Below are 15,320 nucleotides of genomic sequence, written 5' to 3' on the forward strand. Positions count from 1 at the left end.
ACTATAAGATAATAAACTGGACAAAAAGTCCTAATGAAAAAAATAAAAAGCCAATGAGAAGCAACAGAAATGTTTTTTGCTTGGCCAAAGCGACCCGAATTTTATCGTAAGCAATGGTCAGATGATTTTTAACCGTTTTTATGGAGATTCCCAATTGATCCGCGATTTCCTGTTGTTTCATCTTCTCGTACTTACTCATAAGAACGATTTTTCGACACTGCGGCGGCAGTCCTTCCAGTATACTTTCGATCATCAACAACTTGGATTCGTAAAGTGCGGCACGATCAGTTTCATCTTCATCATCGGTCAGATCCAATTCCTTGCTATAATCGTTATTCCGTTCCAATAAACGTTGATTCTTTTTGAGGTAGGTAAGCGAAAGGTTGATAACGCTGCGAGATAGGTAAGCTCCCAGTGATTGACTAATAGCCAACTTGCCTGCATTTTCCCATAACATCATAAATACGTCGTTGGTGAGCTCTTCAGCGATGGCCTCCTCACGCAAGTACCGAAAAGATAAGCTATACAATTTACGGAAATGGCTCTTATAAATAGCTTCAAAAGCATCGCGATCTTTTTGGACTATCTTCTTAAGCAGGTCAACGTCATTTGACATAGGACTTCGGTAAAGCTAATAATAAACGTATGTAAAAATAATCAAATTCCATGGAGATTTTATGCATCTAGTTAATTTACAACTCAATGAGTCACCAAAACTGTTTAACGTAAAAACAAACAATAACGCGACTCAATTAAGTGAATTTTAAATAAATTTTCTATTTTTACAAAAAATCACAAAACATGTTAAAAAATCACTTTTTTATAAGTTTAATTTTATTTATTTTCATTTCATGTACCAAAGAAAATTATCCTGAAAACCCAGCGGTAATAAAACCAGAAGAGGAATCTCTTACAACAAGAATGACCAAAAATATGGATGTTTGGACTGACAATAGGGTGATTAATATATTTGAAGAAGGTAAAATCCGTATTTATGATAAAGAGGACCATACGGATCATTACACTACTTTCCAATTGGATAAAGAGGCTGTCGATTCTATTGTATGGCATATTGATGATATTTTACACTACAGTTCAGGCGTTAATCCTTTTCGTTCCATGACAGGTGTCACATTTTACAAACCTGGGGAATACAAATTTAACTTACTAGTTTACAAAGACAATAAGGTGGTCAAAAAAGCTGAGCTTATGATCAGAGCCGTTCCCGGAAAAGATTTTTTTAATATCGATTGGGGAAATCCACCGAGCAGCAGCATTGTAGGGCAATCGTACTCCTACAAAGGTTATCGCGTTGATCAAACTTATGTAAAAAAACAATATCCCTATAGTAGCATAGATTTTTATTATGAAAATAAATCCGCAAAATTAACACCAGAAAAAGAAAAAGAATATTTACTGGAAGCGGCAAGTAAAACCTATAGTAGCCCTTCGCTCTCTGCAGGGAATAATGGCCAAGCTGAACTAGATAATAAGTATAATTTACTTTTCAAAAATAAGTTTAACGCCACTACAGTAGCAATCTGGGAAAACCGATCTACCGCTGTCGCCCTGATAGGTTATCCAAAAGATAATATTGAACATTATAGGATTATCGGAGAGCCTAAATATTAAAACATGTTTTAATATTAGAGAAACAAAAGCATGTTTACACGCTAATTTTAACTGCTATTTTTATAGTTTTCATAAAAGCCTCAAATTTATTTTACAATCATGAAATCATTTTTTTTATTCACTGTAATAGGTCTTTTCTTTATTTCTTGCAAAAAAGATCAACCTGAAGTTAATCCTGATGACAATACAAAAGCAAAACTCATGTTGAGCGACAGTATTTCATATACAATTGACGGCGTAAAATATGCTTCTAATGATCGATATGCGAATGGCTACAGTAATAAGCAAATTAACATCAAACCCTATAATCAGGAATTGCCCAATAGACATTTTGCTTATAACACCGGTAACACTTGGTGGTATGGCGAAAAAGATTCTTTGCTCGTTGAATATAGTTATGCATTTTCAGGCGAAGCAAATGTGACAATTGGTTTTACTAAAAAATACAATATAGCGAAATTGCAAGAAGGAGCAACAGTGTATCAACCTATCAATGGATTTCAATTGGCAACAGGACCGCAACAATTTATCACAGACTATGCACGTGAAAATAAAACTTCAGGTGTATTTCTAAGTATTTCTCCTCAAACGGAAGAAGCTATGTTTTCGTACATTCCCAATCGATCCATGACAAAACCGGTCCAATTGAATAACAATATCCAGGATGACGCTACGTTTACGATTTTGAAGTTTGAAAAGCTCGACAGGGGATTTTATTTACTGGAAGCCGAGTTTGAACTTAATGGGTATACGGAAAAGAATAAAAAATATCATATCAAAGATGGTTATGTACGATTAGTCAGCCAATTTAAACACTTTTAATGTAGAAGAATCTGCATCAACTAGCATTGTTTTGCAAGGCAATGCTAGTTGATGCAGATTTTCACTACCTTCGTCTTATGGCGAATCAATTGCAATTTGAAAATTCACCGTACCTTAAACAGCACGCACACAATCCAGTAGATTGGATGCCCTGGGGACCGGAAGCTTTAAAAAAAGCAAAAGACGAAAATAAACTCATCATTGTAAGCATTGGCTACTCGGCTTGCCACTGGTGTCATGTGATGGAGCGTGAAAGTTTTGAAAACTCAGCCATCGCCCAAACCATGAATACGTTTTTCGTATCGATCAAAATCGATCGTGAAGAACGCCCCGATATCGATCAAGTTTATATGCTTGCTGTGCAGCTGATGACCAATGCCGGCGGCTGGCCATTGAATTGTATCTGCCTGCCCGATGGAAGACCAATTTATGGTGGCACCTATTTCAAACCGCACGACTGGCAGAATATTTTATTGCAAATTGCACAAATGTGGGCGGAGAAACCCGAAGTCGCGTTTGACTATGCTGAAAAACTAAACAACGGCATCCAACGCGCCGAGCAACTGCCCATTCACCCCATCCCCGATCAATACACGATCGACGACTTAAATGAAATTGTTGCCCCTTGGACCGAGATGTTCGATAAAAATGAAGGCGGTTATCAAAAAACACCCAAATTTCCGTTACCAAACAATTGGTTATTCTTGCTAAAATATGCGGTGCTTGCCGACAATCAGGAACTCCTGGATCATGTTCATTTGACGTTGAAAAAGATCGGATCAGGAGGTATCTACGACCAGATCGGTGGTGGCTTTGCGCGTTATTCGGTTGACCATTATTGGCATATTCCCCACTTCGAAAAAATGCTTTACGACAACGGGCAATTACTATCCCTTTATGCCGAAGCTTATCAACAAAATCGAGATCCATTCTATAAGCGGATTATCGAGGAAACGATTGACTGGGCCGAGCGCGAAATGCTTGCGCCGAACCATGGTTTCTATAGCGCTTTAGATGCAGATAGCGAAGGGATTGAAGGAAAATATTATTCATTCACTAAGGCTGAATTTAACGAGGTATTGGGCGATGATGCTGCCCTCCTTGGCCAATATTTTAACATCACCGAAGCAGGGAACTGGACGGAAGAGAAAACTAACATCCCAATTTGCGCCATTAATGCAGACCAGTTAGCCGTAAAGGTCAATATGTCAGCTGACGAATGGGCAGATTTTCTAAAAATTTCAAAGAAAAAATTATACAACTATCGTGAACAACGGATCCGTCCGGGACTCGACCATAAGCAGCTGACCACCTGGAATGCTTTATTTCTAAAAGGACTCCTAGATGCCTATCACAGTCTTGGGAACAGCCATTTTCTTGAACTCGCTTTAAACAATGCCCACTTTATCTGTACGCATCTTATTCAAGACAATCTTCAGTTATTGCACCAACCAAAAGATAACAACAGAGCGATCGCAGGTTTCCTAGACGACTATGCATTCACTATTGAAGCCTTTATAGCCTTATATGAGGCCACATTTGACCTCAATTGGCTCACAAAAGCAAGACAGCTCGCTGATAGTGCCATTGCATTGTTTTACGATGGATCACAAAAAACATTCTACTACACATCGTCGGAGGCGGAGGAACTTATTGCACGGAAAAGCGAAATTATGGATAACGTAATCCCTTCCTCTTCGTCGACAATGGTTCGCCAATTGAAACGATTAGGTTTACTTTTTGACGATGAAAATTACATCGCCATTACAGACCAATTGCTGGCGAATGTATTCCCGCAAATCAAGACTTATGGTTCGGCCTATTCAAATTGGGCAATATTATTGCTAGAAGAAATATATGGAATCAATGAAATTGCATTGACGGGGGATAAAGCGATGGCTTTCAAAAATGAACTCGGCAAATATTATATTCCTAACAAAATTGTTCTTGGCGGTACGGAAGAAAATCTTCCATTGCTAGAACATAGAGTCGGAAAGGAGACAAAAGCATATCTTTGTAAAAACAGGACCTGCAGTCTACCACAGGACTCCATAGAAGCGTTAATAAATTATATTTAATAAACGGTAGCCTCGGGCTTCCAAAAATCAAAATCAGATGGCTATAAAAGCAAACGACGTCGTAGCATTGACGTACAGACTTCACACAGTAGAAAACGGTGAAAAAGTTTTCGTTGAAGAAACAACTGCAGAACAACCTTTAGATTTCTTATATGGTGTAGGTATGATGTTACCTAAATTTGAAGAAAACATCGCAGACTTAAACGTTGGTGATAAGATTTCATTTGAATTGGCACCGGATGATGCTTACGGTCAAAAAGACGACAGAGCATTCGCACAATTGCCAGTAGATATGTTCAAAGAAACAGGTTTACCTCCAGTAGGAGAAGTATTGCCTCTACAAGACAACCAAGGAAACCAATTCCGCGCTGTAGTAGCTGAGGTTACTCCAGAAGTAGTTGTTGCTGACTTAAACCACCCAATGGCTGGTAAAACATTAAATTTCGATATTGAAATCTTAACTGTACGTCCTGCTACTGAAGAAGAGTTGTCTCACGGACACTCGCATGGTGTAGACGGTACGCAAGGTCACTAATACGGACCCAGAATACTAAAAAACAAAGCCGGGTGTTAATTGACACCCGGCTTTGTTTTTTACTTCTTTAAAAATCGTATCTTATTTTAAACAGACGAAAGATGCTAACATTTGCGGAAAAAGTAGTTTTATTCAATAAACATCTACATTATCAGGGAAGTCTTCCCCCAGCATTCAATGTAATTAACCCCTATCTTGATAACCCCGAGACATTGGTCGTGATGGAACAGTTCTACCACAAATACTACAATGATAACCTAACAAGAAAATTCATTATTGGCATTAATCCGAGCAGACACGGGGCAGGTGTAACGGGAGTTCCTTTTACGGATACCAAAAGACTAGCTAGCGCATGTGGCATACAAATGCATTCTGCATATACCCATGAAATATCTTCGGTGTTCATGTACGATATGATCGAAGCCTATGGTGGCCCCGATATTTTCTACAAACAATTTTATATCAATTCACCCTTTCCCCTGGCGATTGTCCGAGAAACGAAACCCAACAACTGGATCAATGCAAACTACTATGATGATAAAACACTCTTCGACATGGTCAGCCCTTTTATGCTTGATTCATTGAAACAACACATCGCTATGGGCCTAGCGACGGAGGAGGTCTTTGTGCTCGGAAAGAAAAATGCAGCTTTTCTCGCTAAGATCAACAAAGAAGAAAAGTTGTTTGGAAAAATGACCGTTCTAGACCACCCGCGCTATATACAACAATATAAATCCAAAGACAAACTGCACTACATCGATAATTACATCAGCGTGCTGAGCACAGACTAGGTTATCGCACATGTAAACTCTAAACAACGTATGATTAACTTTTTCCGATGCTATTATAAAAGAATCATCCGCTACAATTTTGTGGCACGCAGCATTTCTCGCTTGCCTGGTGCGCCAGGTGCCTTTTCTATGGTAAATCCCAATGCTTTCATACTGCGTTTGAGGTTCCCGGTAATCGCATAAGTCACAAAGACGCCACCCGGTTTAACAAACTGTGCAATATGCCCCAAGGCAGCATCATTCCACATCTCAGGCTGATGCACAGCAGCAAAGGCATCAAAATAAACGACGTCAAATAAGCGGTCCGATTGAAAATTCATCAACAGGGTATGATCAATATGAAGTTTTAATTGTTCGTTAATCTGCACGTTTCCCGTCAAAGCCAGCTCGTATGCATTCAAATAGCTTGTCCAAACAGTTGGGTGTACCGTCGCATCATAGCCCGTTGCAGCAATAGTAGACAAAGGCAGGGGAAATCCTTCAATTCCGACGTATTCCACCTGAAAAGATTTATCCCTAAGAAAGTCGGCTGTTTGTAGAAAATTCAAACCGGTACCAAAGCCAACCTCCAAGATACCAACGTCGGCGGCTCCTGTCGTTTGTACATAGTGGTCAAGCCCTGTTTTTATAAAAACATGCCTGCTTTCCTGTACCGCGCCGTGTTTCGAATGATAACATTCACCTATTTCAGCATTAAACAAAGTTTTCGAACCATCTCCTGTCGTTACAAATTCCATTTTTATACAAATACGTTAAGTTCTAATTTTCACACATGAAGTTCAAACAAAGAAGTTGTTGCCAAAACAAATGGCCTACTTCCTCCACATGACGCTGTTCACCGTTACTTTCCAAAGATAAAAAAGCCAATGCCCGTATCAAAATCCTCATGGTTTAAGAAGCACGACCATCCATCAGCGTAGATTGAAGGTGATGTCGAGCAATTGACCAGTACATCGACTTCCAAATGAAAATATATCAATACTGAACCTATAGTAGGCATGGGTACCGCTATAAAAAAATGCTTTCAATAAAAACAGCCCAGCCGACAAAAAGCGGATTTTTTCAGCAAGGGAAAACAAAAATGAACAAACACGCATAAATTCAGCTCATTTTAATAGCGCTATTCGAGAAAAACAGTATTTTAGCAATCTAAACACGAAATATTCACAAAACCTAATGAAATATCCAGACCTTACACGCACATATAACGCCGGAGAATTGGATATTCTCAATATGACCAAATTACAAAAACAATATAAGCAGTTCTTGCATGCGAATGAACTCCTTTTAAATAACTAATCATACACCTATGAAATACGCTACAAAAACTTTTGTACAGAACTACGGCAGTATCTTACTTCTACTCCTTGGAATCAGTATTGGAAGTTTGATCGGCATCTTTTTTCCTCCTATCGTCAACAATCTTAAACCGATCGGCGACATTTTCCTAAACCTACTCTTTGTCAGCGTCATACCCTTGGTATTTTTTGCCATATCCTCATCTGTTGCCAATATCGATGGCGACAGTGTACTGGGAAGAATCATCGGTATGATGTCGTTCGTATTTGTGTTGGGTATTGTCGTCGCTGGACTGTCAAGCATCTGCTTCCTTTACCTCTTTCCAGTAGATGCTCCATTACCTATCGAGCAAGCAACTGAGATCGTCGAAACGGTTGCTCATGATTCTTGGGGTGAAAAAATGGTCCGCTTTTTAACTGTTAGCGAATTTTCAAGTTTATTATCACGTCAAAATATGCTGGCCTTTGTCATCTTTTCGTTCCTCGTTGGCATTGCTACACGCAAATCGGGAACATCTGCAGAGACTTTCCGCAAATTTATAAACGCAGGCAACGTTGTGATGGGAAATCTGCTCGTGATGGTCATGAACCTAGCTCCCATTGGTTTGGGGGCATATTTTGCCTATCAGGTTGGAACATTGGGCCCGCAGCTCTTTGGTTTTTATGCCAAACCTATCGGTCTATACTACTTTTTTGGAATCTTGTATTTTTTTACGGTATTCAGTCTATTCGCTTTTTTAGCATTCGGGCTTAAGGGGGTCAAACGGTATTGGCAAAACAACATATTACCTTCCTTAACTGCATTGAGCAGCTGCAGCAGCCTCGCCACCATGCCAGCCAACTTACTTGCGGCCACACAAATTGGCATCCCCGACAGCGTTGCTAGTGTCGTCATTCCGTTAGGCACCACACTGCACAAACATGGTTCTGCAATCGCCTGTATCTTTAAAATCTATATCGCACTTTTATTAAGTGGAAAGGAATTTTTTGATCCGTCGAATTTGATTATGGCGGTAGGAATTACTTTATTGGTCAGTATTGTGGCCGGCGGCATTCCTAATGGTGGCTATATCGGAGAAATGCTGATTATATCGGTTTATCAGATGCCAACCGAGGTAATCCCATCCATTATGATTATCGCAACCTTGGTCGATCCCCTCGCAACAATGCTCAATGCCACCGGAGACACCGTAGCCGCTATGCTCACCAGCAGATTGATCGGGCAAAAACTGGCCGATCCTATTCCCGAAAATCCAGGTTAAACAGGCTACAAACGGCAAGCATTTCAAGGATAGCGGATCAACGGAGACTCTACCAATGCGCAGCGGATCAATATGGGTCATATCTATGGCTGGCAGATCAAAAACGGTAGGCAAAAAACAGCTCGCCATATTGATGCCGATGAAAAACTGATTTGAGCTCTTTCGAATTGAATATATAATTGATACCGTAATTGATCTTGTGATTCGACCAGTTGAAACCTATGCGGTGACTAAGCATCCAAGGCTGAATAGTGTATAGCTTGCCTGTGGGATCATTTTGACCTCTCCCTCCTTCTACGGTTGCACTGTAAAAAATACGGGATACGCTTGGCTGATAGACAAAATACCATTCTTTATCAGTGTCCGCCCTTCCTTGTGTCAAATGCCCATGTGTAAAGGTGGATGCCTGATAGGATTTCAGCTTCCCCAAACGAAGTGGAGCCGCAATCCCCAGATTGGTATTATTTAGTCCAATAGTCCCTTCACCTATAATTCCCACATCAAATTGCTGGTTTTGACTGCGATATAGTCCTTTTTTATAGGTTGCACTTAGATCAATACCGAAGGAATTTCCAAGCTGCGTATCCCAACCCGTTGCCTCATACATGCCAAATAGATGATGGATAAATTTCTGGGCTTCTTCACCGTAGGATTTAGGACCGATCTGGGCCAATTCGGTCTTGAACTCGACGACCTGATCCTGCGGTAAAAATCGCGTTACCCCAGCACTAAAATAAAGGTAACCTGCAAACGGTCTATCGTATTTCTTTTCCTGCCGTCTATAGTCAATGATACTGATACCGTTATAAATACGCTGGCCTATTTCAAAATCCAATACCGTATTTGAAGACTGTTTATCCAGTTTCCTCGGCAACGCAATCCTATAGTTTATATTGATACCATTGGTATAATAGCGGTCCTGACCGGTCAGGAGATAGACGTCATTGTCATTTTGGACAGCAATTTCCTGATTACAGAATTTTACCTGTCCAAAAACAAAAAAACAGGGAAATATAACAGCCCAAAAGAGGCCTAAAAATCGCAAAGCAACACTCATATTAACAGGCAATTGTAAAATTCATGCGATATCATTAGATCCAAAATAGCAAATTTCACTTCAAATTATTCAAAAGCATTTGAATCTAGCTTATTTTTCCAATTAATTCAAACTATTTAGAATAGATATAAATAATATGGAAAAGTTGCATTATTCCTTTCTTAGCGAATCTATTTGTAATTTTGCATTCGATTAGGTGTCAAATGTAAACAATTTGGGATTTTAGCGCGCATAACGTTGTCAGGTTTGGGTAATAATCTTTCGAAAAAAATAGGAAGATATCGGACAGATCGGAACAGCCATTAACTGGTAAAAAACAAACCGAGTGAAACGAGCTCATTGATACGATGAGTTCGGACACTTATAAATAAGTAAATACAAATGAAAAAAAGTTCAATTATTCTAATCGCTATCATTGCTGTCGCAATTGCCATGATACTTGTTATCTATACCGATTCAAGTACGTATTCGACATTTACCGAAGCTAAAGAAAAGAAAACCGAACTATATGTGGTAGGTCAATTGAATAAAGACAAAGCACTTCATTATGATCCCAAGACTGACGCCAACAAATTTTCGTTTTTCATGCGCGACAACGATGGTACAGAATGTGAAGTGATTTTTAGAGGGGCCAAACCTCAAGATATTGAACGTTCAGAGCAGATTGTATTGACAGGAAAAATGGACGGGAATGTGTTTAGGGCGAGTAAGATATTGATGAAATGTCCGTCAAAATATAACGATAAATCGGTCGTCACCGAGATCAATGCTACTGCTTTCAATAATTAATTCGTAAAATCAATTTTCAATGGACGTTAATTACGTTGGTGAGCACCTGCTGCCAGGGCAGATCGGACAATTTTTCATTGTACTTTCTTTTGGTGCTGCACTTCTATCTTGTATCAGTTACTTTTTTGCAACAAAATACCCTGAAGAGCATTCATGGAAAAAAATTGCTCGTATTGCCTTTTGGGTTAATGCGGTCTCCGTCGTAGCGATTGGTGCAACTTTATTTTATATTATATACAATCATCTTTTTGAATATAATTATGCTTGGGCGCACTCGTCCAAGACACTCCCTACCTACTACATCATCTCCAGTTTTTGGGAAGGTCAGGAGGGTAGTTTTTGGCTCTGGATGTTCTGGCAAACGGTATTAGGCGCTGTTTTGCTCTTCAAAGCAAAAAGCTGGGAATCGTCTGTCATGACTTTCGTCATGTTATGTCAAGCATTTTTAGCATCCATGATTATTGGTGTGGAAATCTTCGGCCTGCGGATCGGTAGCTCTCCTTTTATCTTATTGCGTGAAGCAATGGATATTCCAATCTTTAGAGAAGCAAATTATCTTTCACTTATCACCGACGGTAATGGTTTGAACCCTTTACTTCAAAATTACTGGATGGTTATTCACCCACCGACACTATTCCTTGGCTTTGCGTCGATGATTGTTCCTTTTGCTTATGCAACAGGTGCTCTTTGGACCAAACGTTACAAAGAATGGATCAATGCAGCACTTCCTTGGGCTTTATTTGCCGTGATGATTTTAGGCGCAGGTATTATCATGGGCTCATTCTGGGCTTACGAAGCACTTAACTTCGGTGGATTCTGGGCATGGGATCCGGTAGAAAATGCATCTATTATTCCTTGGTTTACCTTGATTGCCGCTGTTCACGTCATGATTGCTTACAAGAATTCAGGCCACTCCTACTTCACCGCTACTTTTTTGGCGATGATCAGCTTTGTGCTTGTGATCTACGCATCTTACCTGACACGTAGTGGCGTCCTCGGAGAGACTTCGGTACACTCCTTTACCGACCTGGGCATGAGCGGACAATTGATCTTATTCAATGTTGTCTTTTTGGTTATCATGGTGGTCTTTCTTACCGTCAAAAAGAAAGAGATGCCCATCACAGAAAAGGATGAGGATATCTATTCAAGAGAATTCTGGATGTTTATTGGCGCCTTGGTATTGACTGTTGCCTGTGCACAGATCATTGCTTCAACATCAATTCCAGTGTTCAACAAGATCTTTGGCACCAAGGTAGCTCCACCTTTGGATCCGATCCAACATTATAACAAATGGCAATCGGGTTTTGCCGTCATCGTGATGATCTTAACCGGATTTACGCAATTCTTAAAATACAAACGTACTGATAGCCGCAAGTTTTTGGCTTCCACTGTAGCATCGTTGGTTGTGTCTTTAATCCTAACGGCTGCTGTCGTCTATTTTACGAAGACGTATACCAACCTGATCTACATTTTGATCACCTTCGCAAGTATTTTCTGTATTCTGGCAAATATCCGCGTATTGGGTGACGCTGTCAAAGGTAAATGGAAACTGGCTGGCTCTTCGGTAGCCCATATCGGTTTTGGTTTATTACTTATCGGTGCCATGGTGGCCGCGGCAACCAACGAAGTCATCTCTGTCAACAACACGGGTTACATCGCTGTATCGGGATTCGACAAAGTAGAAAAGCCTGGCGACAACTTATTCCTGACCGAGGGTGAACCTGTACAAATGGGTGAATACAAAATTACCTATATCGGCGATAGCATTGTTGCTCCAAATACGTTCTATAAAATAAAATACGAGCGGATCGACGAAGAAACAGGCAAAGTGAAGGAGCATTTTGTGCTGCAACCTTTTGCACAAAACAACGCGAAAATGGGTGGTTTGATAGGTACTCCAGCGACCAAACATTATGTTACGCATGATGTATATACACTGATTACAGCTGCCGCAGCTGAAAGTCAAGCAACACACGCCAAAGTTCCTGCTGAAGATAAAACTGGTTTCGAGGACTACGAGGAGCCGGCAACATATCAGGTAAATATTGGCGATACCTTACGCTACCGCAATGGATATTACGTCATTGAAGGCTTAAACAAAGAGGCCCACCTGGAGAAAATTCCAAAGGGGCCCAGTGATGTCATGGTTGGATTGAAAATAAAAGTATTTTCGGCCGACAACAAACAGTATGAGGTACAGCCGATTTACTTAATTAAAGACGGTGGTGTTTACGACTTCAACAAGGATGTTACCGAGCAAGGACTCAAATTCAGATTTACGGGAATTAAACCTGACAAGGATAAACTGGAAATCATGGTTTATCAGAAGCCACTTCCGGAAAAGAAATGGGTGGTATTTAAAGCCATTAAATTCCCATACATCAACTTTTTCTGGTGTGGAACAATTGTCATGACCATCGGTTTTATCATGTCCATTGTGAGAAGAAATAAAGAGGAGAAACGAAAAGCACTTAAATAATGAACATTGTGATCTTAGGAAGCGGTAATGCCGCGACGCATTTTGGACAACAGTTTCAAAAAACAGGACAGCATATCGTTCAGATCTACAGTAAAACAAAAGCCAATGCAGACGCATTGGCTTTTGCGCTTCATTGCACGGCAACTGACCTACTGTCTGAACTCGACCTCCATGCCGATCTGTACCTTGTTGCTGTTTCGGATCAAGCCATTTTGCCGCTGGTGGAAGCATTACCAAAGGATTTAACAGGCATTGTTGTCCACTGTTCAGGAGCAACCGATCTTGCTGCCCTGGCTGGATTTAAAAACGCAGGCGTAATCTATCCACCACAATCGTTATCCAAAAATAAAGCAGTCGATTTCTCGACGGTGCCACTTTGCATTGAAGGTAACACAGATGAAAATAGTGCCGCGCTACTTCAGCTTGCACAGACATTTGCACCGCAAAGTATCTATTGTAACTCACCGCAACGCTTAGCCATTCACCTAGCCTCGGTCATGGTCAATAATTTCTCCAATATCCTCTATCAGATGGCTTATGAGTTATTGGAAGAAAACAACTTGCCCTTTGATTTAATCAAACCAATTATCCTGGAGACGGCAGAAAAGGTGCAAAATCATATTCCAATAACAGTTCAGACAGGTCCGGCGATCAGACAGGACAGCACAACAATGCAAAAACATTTGCAATTTATTAGCAATAAACCAGATTTACAGCAAATCTATCAACTTTTGTCGCAGGAGATTACTAAAAGAAAATAGTTTGTTAGAAACGGTTATAAACTTATCAAAACTTACCTACAGGGGGTAAATATATCCATTTACTTCAGGAACTTTAGTACATTTGCTTCGTCCAAAAGCGCATTTTGGAATGCTAATTGAGTAATAAAATAATCAGTTGGGCTAAACATTAAAATAGCGAATTAAAACTAAACAATCGTATTTTCTATGGAAGTTAGAAAACTCATTCTTTCAATAATGATTGTGATTAATTTAATCATTGTATCATTTGGATTTATATTTACATCAAGCTGGTTTTGGCTGCTTATCATCCCATTTCCCTTGCTATTGATCGCGTTATATCATAGTTTCCAGACCAAACATGCCATCCTACGCAATTATCCTTTAGTTGGATATTTCCGTTATATCTTCGAATCTATTCGTCCTGAGTTGAGACAATATTTTTGGGAATCAGATATGGATGGACGTCCTTTTAACAGAAGACAACGTTCGATCGTATACCAACGTGCAAAAAATCAGCGTGAAACTGTAGCATTTGGTATGCAGACAGATCCACAGGCTGTGGGGAACGAATGGGCTGCGCACTCTGTTTTCCCTTGCCATATCGAAAACCACGATCTGCGTACCACCGTAGGAAATGCAGCCTGTAAGAAACCTTATAGCTTAAGTGTGTTCAACATCTCGGCTATGAGTTATGGTGCGTTGAGTAAAACAGCGATAACGGCGTTAAATAAAGGTGCTGCCCTTCAAAACTTTGCACACAATACCGGCGAAGGGGGGATCAGCGATTACCACAACAATGGAGGTGATTTAATCTGGCAGGTCGGTACAGGTTATTTTGGCTGCCGCAATAAGGAGGGAAAATTTGATCCCGAACTTTTCAGAGAAAAATCCAACCGTGAAAACGTGAAGATGGTCGAATTGAAACTCTCGCAAGGCGCTAAACCTGGTCATGGCGGTATACTTCCGGCGGCAAAAAACACCCCTGAAGTCGCTGCTATCCGTCACGTCATTCCTGGAACGGACGTGATGTCGCCACCAGCACATAGTGCTTTCTCTTCACCGACTGAAATGATGCACTTCATACAACAGCTGCGCGAGCTATCCGGTGGAAAGCCTATTGGCTTCAAAATTTGTATCGGCGATAAACATGAGTTTATCGACATCTGTCATGCCATGCAAAACACGCAAATCTTCCCGGATTTTATCTCCGTAGATGGATCTGAAGGCGGTACAGGAGCTGCTCCACTGGAGTTTACAGATAACCTAGGGATGCCACTATACGATGCATTGGCATTTGTAACGAAAACCTTAATTGCTTTTGGTTTAAAAAAGCACATTAAAGTAATTGTATCAAGCCGTATTGTAACAGGCTTCGATATCTTGAAAGTCATTGCCTTAGGTGCAGACGCATGTTATAGTGCTCGCGGTATGATGTTCGCTTTAGGGTGTATTCAAGCACTTAAATGTAATGAAGACGTCTGTCCAGTTGGGGTCGCCACACAACAGCCGCATTTATACAAAGGACTCGATGTAAACGATAAATATGTACGCGTCGCGCAATTCCACCGCAACACATTACGTGCTACAGTCGAAATTATGGAAGCTTGTGGTTTCAAAACTCTTTCGGATGTATCGGCAGACAAATTCTATCGTAAGGTCGATGCTATCCGGACACTAAGTTTTCAGGAAATCTATTTCGGTACTGAAGGCAAATTGGTCAATAGCCACACCGATTTCGAAAGCAAACTTTTCGAAGATTAATTGCTAGCAATTCATAAAAAAAGGTCCCCCATGTATTCCACATAGGGGACCTTTTTTATACCTTGATAGTTCC

Annotated in this window: 14 protein-coding genes; 11 read left to right on the plus strand and 3 right to left on the minus strand. The window is 40.4% G+C overall.

Annotation, left to right across the window (positions count from 1 at the left end):
• Position 1 precedes the first annotated feature (1 nt).
• A complete protein-coding gene (locus AAW12_RS06455) occupies positions 2-616 on the minus strand; it encodes an RNA polymerase sigma factor (RefSeq protein ID WP_046672784.1) in 615 nt (204 codons plus the stop codon).
• Between the two features lie 185 nt (positions 617-801).
• Between AAW12_RS06455 and AAW12_RS06460 the strand changes: the two genes are divergently transcribed.
• The 5 genes from AAW12_RS06460 to AAW12_RS06480 all read left to right on the plus strand — a co-directional run bounded on the left by AAW12_RS06460 (position 802) and on the right by AAW12_RS06480 (position 5,858).
• Entirely contained in the window at positions 802-1,632 is an 831-nt protein-coding gene (locus AAW12_RS06460) for a hypothetical protein (RefSeq protein WP_046672785.1), read from the plus strand.
• 99 nt (positions 1,633-1,731) lie between these two features.
• Complete coding sequence (locus tag AAW12_RS06465) at positions 1,732-2,454, plus strand: hypothetical protein (protein WP_046672786.1); 723 nt, start codon at positions 1,732-1,734, stop codon at positions 2,452-2,454.
• A 77-nt stretch (positions 2,455-2,531) separates the two neighbouring features.
• Positions 2,532-4,532 carry a thioredoxin domain-containing protein gene (locus tag AAW12_RS06470; protein WP_046672787.1) on the plus strand — a complete coding sequence of 667 codons (2,001 nt, stop codon included), beginning with the start codon at positions 2,532-2,534 and terminating at the stop codon, positions 4,530-4,532.
• A 37-nt stretch (positions 4,533-4,569) separates the two neighbouring features.
• Positions 4,570-5,067, plus strand: coding sequence for a peptidylprolyl isomerase (locus AAW12_RS06475; protein ID WP_046672788.1), 498 nt, complete (start codon positions 4,570-4,572; stop codon positions 5,065-5,067).
• A gap of 101 nt (positions 5,068-5,168) precedes the next feature.
• The gene (locus AAW12_RS06480) at positions 5,169-5,858 is read left to right on the plus strand and encodes an SMUG2 DNA glycosylase family protein (protein WP_046672789.1); all 690 of its coding nucleotides are present in this window, start codon (positions 5,169-5,171) and stop codon (positions 5,856-5,858) included.
• A 71-nt stretch (positions 5,859-5,929) separates the two neighbouring features.
• Here the strand turns inward: AAW12_RS06480 and mnmD are convergent, their stop codons facing one another.
• Positions 5,930-6,595: a tRNA (5-methylaminomethyl-2-thiouridine)(34)-methyltransferase MnmD gene (mnmD, locus tag AAW12_RS06485; RefSeq protein WP_046672790.1), complete on the minus strand. Its 666-nt coding sequence runs from the start codon at positions 6,593-6,595 to the stop codon at positions 5,930-5,932.
• 439 nt (positions 6,596-7,034) lie between these two features.
• On the opposite strand from mnmD, the gene AAW12_RS26720 reads away from it, so the two are divergent.
• Positions 7,035-7,157, plus strand: coding sequence for a hypothetical protein (locus AAW12_RS26720; protein WP_262506839.1), 123 nt, complete (start codon positions 7,035-7,037; stop codon positions 7,155-7,157).
• 10 nt (positions 7,158-7,167) lie between these two features.
• Complete coding sequence (locus tag AAW12_RS06495; RefSeq protein ID WP_046672792.1) at positions 7,168-8,418, plus strand: dicarboxylate/amino acid:cation symporter; 1,251 nt, start codon at positions 7,168-7,170, stop codon at positions 8,416-8,418.
• A 97-nt stretch (positions 8,419-8,515) separates the two neighbouring features.
• Here the strand turns inward: AAW12_RS06495 and AAW12_RS06500 are convergent, their stop codons facing one another.
• Positions 8,516-9,475, minus strand: a complete 960-nt coding sequence (locus AAW12_RS06500) for a lipid A deacylase LpxR family protein (RefSeq protein ID WP_046672793.1) — start codon at positions 9,473-9,475, stop codon at positions 8,516-8,518.
• A gap of 381 nt (positions 9,476-9,856) precedes the next feature.
• On the opposite strand from AAW12_RS06500, the gene AAW12_RS06505 reads away from it, so the two are divergent.
• The 4 genes from AAW12_RS06505 (at position 9,857) to AAW12_RS06520 (ending at position 15,247) form a co-directional block, all read left to right on the plus strand.
• Positions 9,857-10,264 carry a cytochrome c maturation protein CcmE gene (locus AAW12_RS06505; protein WP_046672794.1) on the plus strand — a complete coding sequence of 136 codons (408 nt, stop codon included), beginning with the start codon at positions 9,857-9,859 and terminating at the stop codon, positions 10,262-10,264.
• 19 nt (positions 10,265-10,283) lie between these two features.
• Positions 10,284-12,743, plus strand: coding sequence for a heme lyase CcmF/NrfE family subunit (locus AAW12_RS06510; protein WP_046672795.1), 2,460 nt, complete (start codon positions 10,284-10,286; stop codon positions 12,741-12,743).
• Complete coding sequence (locus AAW12_RS06515) at positions 12,743-13,504, plus strand: Rossmann-like and DUF2520 domain-containing protein (RefSeq protein ID WP_046672796.1); 762 nt, start codon at positions 12,743-12,745, stop codon at positions 13,502-13,504. Before AAW12_RS06510 ends, AAW12_RS06515 begins: the two co-directional genes overlap by 1 nt.
• A gap of 186 nt (positions 13,505-13,690) precedes the next feature.
• Positions 13,691-15,247 carry an FMN-binding glutamate synthase family protein gene (locus tag AAW12_RS06520; RefSeq protein WP_046672797.1) on the plus strand — a complete coding sequence of 519 codons (1,557 nt, stop codon included), beginning with the start codon at positions 13,691-13,693 and terminating at the stop codon, positions 15,245-15,247.
• The last annotated feature ends 73 nt before the right edge of the window (positions 15,248-15,320 follow it).

Source organism: Sphingobacterium sp. Ag1 (assembly GCF_000988325.1).
Lineage (GTDB): Bacteria > Bacteroidota > Bacteroidia > Sphingobacteriales > Sphingobacteriaceae > Sphingobacterium.

Coding starts and splice junctions, on each gene's coding strand:
- AAW12_RS06475 (WP_046672788.1), top strand. CDS start 4,570: ATGGCTATAAAAGCAAACGACGTCGTAGCATTGACGTACAGACTTCAC.
- AAW12_RS06520 (WP_046672797.1), top strand. CDS start 13,691: ATGGAAGTTAGAAAACTCATTCTTTCAATAATGATTGTGATTAATTTA.
- AAW12_RS06470 (WP_046672787.1), top strand. CDS start 2,532: ATGGCGAATCAATTGCAATTTGAAAATTCACCGTACCTTAAACAGCAC.
- mnmD (WP_046672790.1), bottom strand. CDS start 6,595: ATGGAATTTGTAACGACAGGAGATGGTTCGAAAACTTTGTTTAATGCT.
- AAW12_RS06480 (WP_046672789.1), top strand. CDS start 5,169: ATGCTAACATTTGCGGAAAAAGTAGTTTTATTCAATAAACATCTACAT.
- AAW12_RS06515 (WP_046672796.1), top strand. CDS start 12,743: ATGAACATTGTGATCTTAGGAAGCGGTAATGCCGCGACGCATTTTGGA.
- AAW12_RS06505 (WP_046672794.1), top strand. CDS start 9,857: ATGAAAAAAAGTTCAATTATTCTAATCGCTATCATTGCTGTCGCAATT.
- AAW12_RS06455 (WP_046672784.1), bottom strand. CDS start 616: ATGTCAAATGACGTTGACCTGCTTAAGAAGATAGTCCAAAAAGATCGC.
- AAW12_RS06460 (WP_046672785.1), top strand. CDS start 802: ATGTTAAAAAATCACTTTTTTATAAGTTTAATTTTATTTATTTTCATT.
- AAW12_RS06495 (WP_046672792.1), top strand. CDS start 7,168: ATGAAATACGCTACAAAAACTTTTGTACAGAACTACGGCAGTATCTTA.
- AAW12_RS06500 (WP_046672793.1), bottom strand. CDS start 9,475: ATGAGTGTTGCTTTGCGATTTTTAGGCCTCTTTTGGGCTGTTATATTT.
- AAW12_RS06465 (WP_046672786.1), top strand. CDS start 1,732: ATGAAATCATTTTTTTTATTCACTGTAATAGGTCTTTTCTTTATTTCT.
- AAW12_RS06510 (WP_046672795.1), top strand. CDS start 10,284: ATGGACGTTAATTACGTTGGTGAGCACCTGCTGCCAGGGCAGATCGGA.
- AAW12_RS26720 (WP_262506839.1), top strand. CDS start 7,035: ATGAAATATCCAGACCTTACACGCACATATAACGCCGGAGAATTGGAT.